The sequence below is a fragment of the Phenylobacterium sp. genome (assembly GCF_037138395.1).
Taxonomy (GTDB): Bacteria; Pseudomonadota; Alphaproteobacteria; order Caulobacterales; family Caulobacteraceae; genus Phenylobacterium.
In genome coordinates, this window is sequence record NZ_JBAXIM010000183.1 from 1 (window position 1) to 4,524 (window position 4,524).

Here is a 4,524-nt window from a genome sequence, read left to right on the forward strand (position 1 = left end):
CCGGGTGCCCACGCTGGCCCTGGTGCTCGGGTGCGGCCGCCGGAGCTCCGGCGGCGACGGCCTCGACGAGGCCGCCGAAGACGTCGTGCGGGATGCCTGGCATGTCCCCCAGGAAGACGAAGACGCCCTTCAGGCCCAAGGGCAGGGCCGAGGTGCCGGTCCTGAGCGAGGCGCCCATGCCTTCAGCGTGATCCTCGGCGTGGACGATCCTCAGCCAGGCGCCGGCCTGCCGGTCCTGACCCCAGTCCCGGACGGCCTCCGCCACCGCCCCGGCGTCCGCCCCGGTAACGACCACGATCGGGTCGGAGGCGCTGGCCAGGGCTGCGTCGAGGGCGCCCTCGATCAGGGGCCTTCCCCGCCAGGCGGCCAGAAGCTTGCCGCCGCCGAACCGGCGTCCGGCGCCTGCGGCGAGCACGATGGCTGCGTATCCTGGCCACCCCGGTGCCTGCGCCCCTGTCATGTTCTGCAATCCCCGCCTATGTTGCCCAGGCATGACGCCCCTCGACACAGCGCCCGCCATCCGGTCCCGGCCCCTCCTAGTGGATGGTTTTGGCCGCACCGTCACCTATCTGCGGGTGTCGGTGACGGACCGCTGCGACCTTCGCTGCGTCTACTGCATGTCCGAGCATATGACCTTCCTGCCCAAGGCGCAGGTCCTGACCCTCGAGGAACTCGAGCGGCTCACGGGCGCCTTCATCGACCTCGGGGTCCGCAAGGTCCGGATCACCGGTGGCGAGCCCTTGGTGCGCAAGGGGGTAATGGACCTGTTCCGCGCCCTGTCCCGGCGCATGGGTCCGCAGGGTCTGGACGAACTGACACTGACGACCAACGGAACCCGCCTGGCCGAGTTCGCCGGGCCGCTCTACGAGGCGGGCGTCCGGCGGGTCAACGTGTCCGTCGACACTCTGGACCCGGAGCGCTTCCGCCGTCTGACCCGGGGCGGGGACCTCGGGCGTGTTCTCGCCGGCCTCGAGGCGGCTCGTGCCGCTGGCCTCTCGGTGAAGATCAACGCCGTCGCCCTCCAGGACGACAACGCCGCCGACCTGCCCGACCTGATCGCCTGGGCCCATGGCCAGGGCTTTGACGCCACCCTGATCGAGGCCATGCCCATGGGCGAGATCGACGTGGACCGGACAGACCAGTTCCTGTCCCTGAAGACAGTGCGGGAAGGTCTCGAGAGCTTCTGGACCCTCGAGGACCTCGACCTGACTACCGGCGGACCTGCGCGCTATGTGCGTGTTGCGGAGACCGGCGGTCGCCTCGGGTTTATCACGCCGATGAGCCACAATTTCTGCGAGCTCTGCAACCGGGTCCGGCTGACCTGTACCGGTACCCTGCACACCTGCCTGGGCCGGGAGGACGCCAGCGACCTGCGCGCTGTCCTGCGGGCTGGTGCCGGCGAGGCGGAACTGCACGACGCCATCCGGGCTGCCATCGGCGACAAGCCCCAGGGCCACGACTTCCACATCGGTCGAGACGCTCCGCCATCGGTGCAGCGCCACATGTCGACCACGGGGGGCTGAGGGTGGCCAGGGTGCTCCTGTTCGGGCGGCTCGCCGACCTGGCCGGCTGGCGGGAGCGCGAGATCCCCGCGGCCAGCCTGGCGGCCTTGAGGGGGATTCTCGCCGCCGAGGATCCCGCCCTCTTCGAAGCCCTGCAGGCGCCCGCCGTCCGGACAGCCGTGGACCAGGCGCTGGTGAACCTGGACGTGGCCCTACGCCCCGACTCCGAGGTCGCCTTCCTGCCGCCGATGAGCGGGGGCTGACCGGTGATCCGACTGGTCCAAGCCCCCTTTGACCCGGGCGAGGCCCTGGGCGAGTTCTGCCGGGACCGTACCGAGACCGGCGCCGTGGCCAGCTTCACTGGCCTTGCCCGGGCCGAGAACGGCCGGACCGACATTCTGGAGCTGGAGGCCTATCCCGGCTTCACCGAGCGAGAGATCGCCCGGCATGAGGCCGCGGCGCGGGAGCGGTTTGGGCTCCAGGACACCCTGATTCTGCACCGCACGGGTCCGATCCCGCCTGGCGAGGCCATCGTCTTTGTCGCTGTGGCGGCGTCCCATCGCCGCGCCGCCTTCGAGGCCTGTGACTTCCTGATGGACTACTTGAAGTCCCGGGCACCCTTCTGGAAGAAGGAAACCGGCCCGGACGGCGCGCAGTGGATCGAGCCGACCGAACGGGACCAAGACGATCTGGCGCGATGGGAGACCCAATGACCTCTGCAACCCCGATGACCCTGACCCCCGGAGGCCGGATCGATCCGGCCCGACCCTTCGTTCCGGTGCGCATCGCCGTCCTGACGGTTTCAGATACCCGGGATGAAGAGAGCGACACCTCGGGACAGGTCCTGGCCGAGCGGGTCACGGGGGCCGGACACCTCCTGGCCGACAAGGCCATCGTGAAGGACGATGTCGACGAAATCCGCGCCCGGATCCTGGCCTGGGTCGATTCCGGCAAGGTCGACGCCGTGGTCAGCACTGGCGGCACCGGCATCACCGGGCGGGATGTGACCCCGGAGGCGGTGGAGCCCCTCTTCGACAAGCGTATCGACGGCTTCTCGGTGATCTTCCACCTGGTCAGCTTCCAGTCCGTGGGCCTGTCCACCCTGCAGTCCCGGGCGACGGCCGGCATCGTCAACGGCGTCTTCGTCTTCTGCCTTCCAGGATCGAACGGGGCCGTGAGGGATGGCTGGGACAAGGTCATCGCGGCCCAGCTCGACAGCCGCCACGGCCCCTGCAACATGGTCGAACTCATGCCGCGGCTGCTGGAAAAGTGAGTGGCCTGACCCACATCGACGCCGACGGGCGCGCCCGGATGGTGGATGTGTCGGACAAGCCCTCCACGGACCGGGAGGCTGTCGCCGAGGGTTTTGTCCGCCTGGCGCCCGAGACCCTCGAACTCGCCCTGTCCGGTGGAGGCCGCAAGGGCGATGTCCGCGCCGTCGCAGAGATCGCGGGCGTCATGGCCGCCAAGCGCACCTCCGACCTCATCCCCATGTGCCATCCCCTGGACATCTCGAAGGCCGAGGTGGCTGTCGAGGTCGATGCGGGCCGGCTGAAGGTAACGGCCCGGGTCCGGACCACCGGGCGTACCGGTGTGGAGATGGAGGCCCTGACGGCGGTCAGCGTGGCCTGCCTGACCCTCTACGACATGCTCAAGGCCGCCGACCGGAGCATGGTCATCGAGGGCGTCCGCCTCCTCGCCAAGTCCGGCGGGCGTTCCGGAGACTGGGTCCACCCGTGAAGCTGATGACGGTCGAGGCCGCCCGTGCGGCCATGCTGGCGGAAATCCGCCCCCTGGAGACGGTGGACCTGCCGCTTGGCGAGGCCCTCGGCCGGGTGCTCGCCGAGGATATCCGCGCGGTCCGTGACCAGCCGCCCTTCACCAATTCCTCCATGGACGGATGGGCGGTCCGCGCCGCTGACGCCCCGGGCTGGCTCGCCATCGTCGGCGAGAGTGCGGCGGGTCATGGGTTCGAGGGCCGCCTTTCGCCGGGCCAGGCGATTCGGATCTTCACGGGGGCGGCCCTGCCCGAGGGCGCCGACGCTGTGGTCATCCAGGAAGACGCCCGACGGGACGGCGAGGGGGTCGAGGTCCCCGCCGCCGCCGTCGGCGACAATGTCCGGCTTGCCGGCCGCGACTTCCGGGCCGGCGACCGGCTCCTGGCTTCTGGCCTTCGGCTCGATCCCTGGCGGCTGTCCCTGTGCGCCTCTGCGGGACGCGACCGTGTCGCCGTGATCCGGCGTCCGCGCATCAGCATCCTGTCCACGGGCGAGGAGGTGGTCGAGGCGCCGGCCAGGCCCGGCCCCTGGCAGATCTTTGATTCCGGGTCCCCGGGGCTGGAGGCCATGCTCAAGACCTGGGGTGCCGAGGTGCGACGCGTCACCGGGGTGCGCGACCGCCGGGAGGCCGTCCGCGAGGCGATCGCCCAAGCCGGCGGGGACATGGTGGTCACCCTCGGCGGCGCCTCGGTAGGCGACCACGACCTGGTCCGGGCGGCGGCAGGCGACCTGGGACTGTCCATGAAGGTCGAGAGCGTGGCGGTACGCCCGGGCAAGCCCACCTTCTTCGGCATCCTTGCCGACGGGCGGCCGCTGCTGGGCCTGCCCGGGAATCCCGCCTCGGCCTTTGTCTGCGCCGAACTGTTCCTTCGGTCCCTGGTGGCGGGCCTTGAGGGCCGTCCGGCGGGGCCCAGCCTGCGCAGCCTTCCCCTGGTCGCCCCGCTACCGGCTAACGGCCCCCGCGAGCACTGGATGCGGGCGCGTCTGAGGACCGGGGCGGAGGGTGAGAGCGTCGAGGCCTTCACCGACCAGGATTCTTCCCTGGTGCGGATCTTCTCCGAGGCTGACGCTCTTTTGCGCCGGCTGCCGGGCGCTCCGGCTCTCTCCAGCGGCGACCGGGTGGAGGTCCTGCCCCTTCTGAGGGGCTAGCTCGCGCCGCCGCCGAAACGCTCAGCCATGATCTCGCCGATCACGGAGACGGCGACGGCCCAGGGCGACTTACCGCCAATGTCGAGGCCGATGGG

Annotated in this window: 8 protein-coding genes; 6 read left to right on the forward strand and 2 right to left on the reverse strand. The window is 70.6% G+C overall.

Going from position 1 to position 4,524, the window contains the following annotated elements:
• The coding region (locus WCJ52_RS11735) for an NTP transferase domain-containing protein (protein ID WP_336903493.1) at nucleotides 1–460 on the reverse strand (460 nt) is incomplete at its 3' end.
• Nucleotides 461–491: 31 nt separating this feature from the next.
• Between WCJ52_RS11735 and moaA the strand changes: the two genes are divergently transcribed.
• From moaA to glp, 6 genes are read left to right on the forward strand one after another with little or no spacing between them, the layout of a single operon-like run.
• Complete coding sequence (gene moaA / locus WCJ52_RS11740; protein WP_336903494.1) at nucleotides 492–1,523, forward strand: GTP 3',8-cyclase MoaA; 1,032 nt, start codon at nucleotides 492–494, stop codon at nucleotides 1,521–1,523.
• 2 nt (nucleotides 1,524–1,525) lie between these two features.
• Entirely contained in the window at nucleotides 1,526–1,765 is a 240-nt protein-coding gene (locus WCJ52_RS11745; protein ID WP_336903495.1) for a MoaD/ThiS family protein, read from the forward strand.
• A gap of 3 nt (nucleotides 1,766–1,768) precedes the next feature.
• On the forward strand, nucleotides 1,769–2,215 hold the full coding sequence (locus WCJ52_RS11750; RefSeq protein WP_336903496.1) for a molybdenum cofactor biosynthesis protein MoaE: 447 nt from the start codon (nucleotides 1,769–1,771) through the stop codon (nucleotides 2,213–2,215).
• Nucleotides 2,212–2,775: a molybdenum cofactor biosynthesis protein B gene (gene moaB / locus WCJ52_RS11755; protein ID WP_336903497.1), complete on the forward strand. Its 564-nt coding sequence runs from the start codon at nucleotides 2,212–2,214 to the stop codon at nucleotides 2,773–2,775. Before WCJ52_RS11750 ends, moaB begins: the two co-directional genes overlap by 4 nt.
• On the forward strand, nucleotides 2,772–3,242 hold the full coding sequence (gene moaC, locus WCJ52_RS11760; protein ID WP_336903498.1) for a cyclic pyranopterin monophosphate synthase MoaC: 471 nt from the start codon (nucleotides 2,772–2,774) through the stop codon (nucleotides 3,240–3,242). The genes moaB and moaC overlap by 4 nt, the downstream gene beginning before the upstream one ends.
• Before the next feature lie 5 nt (nucleotides 3,243–3,247).
• Nucleotides 3,248–4,429: a gephyrin-like molybdotransferase Glp gene (gene glp, locus WCJ52_RS11765; RefSeq protein WP_336903499.1), complete on the forward strand. Its 1,182-nt coding sequence runs from the start codon at nucleotides 3,248–3,250 to the stop codon at nucleotides 4,427–4,429.
• Here glp and WCJ52_RS11770 read toward each other — a convergent pair.
• A partial coding sequence (locus tag WCJ52_RS11770; RefSeq protein ID WP_336903500.1) for a hypothetical protein occupies nucleotides 4,426–4,524 on the reverse strand: 99 nt, incomplete at its 5' end. The genes glp and WCJ52_RS11770 overlap by 4 nt on opposite strands.

Excerpts from the sequence above, each read along its gene's own strand:
- moaA (WP_336903494.1), top strand. The coding sequence starts at position 492 with ATGACGCCCCTCGACACAGCGCCCGCCATCCGGTCCCGGCCCCTCCTA.
- moaB (WP_336903497.1), top strand. The coding sequence starts at position 2,212 with ATGACCTCTGCAACCCCGATGACCCTGACCCCCGGAGGCCGGATCGAT.
- glp (WP_336903499.1), top strand. The coding sequence starts at position 3,248 with ATGACGGTCGAGGCCGCCCGTGCGGCCATGCTGGCGGAAATCCGCCCC.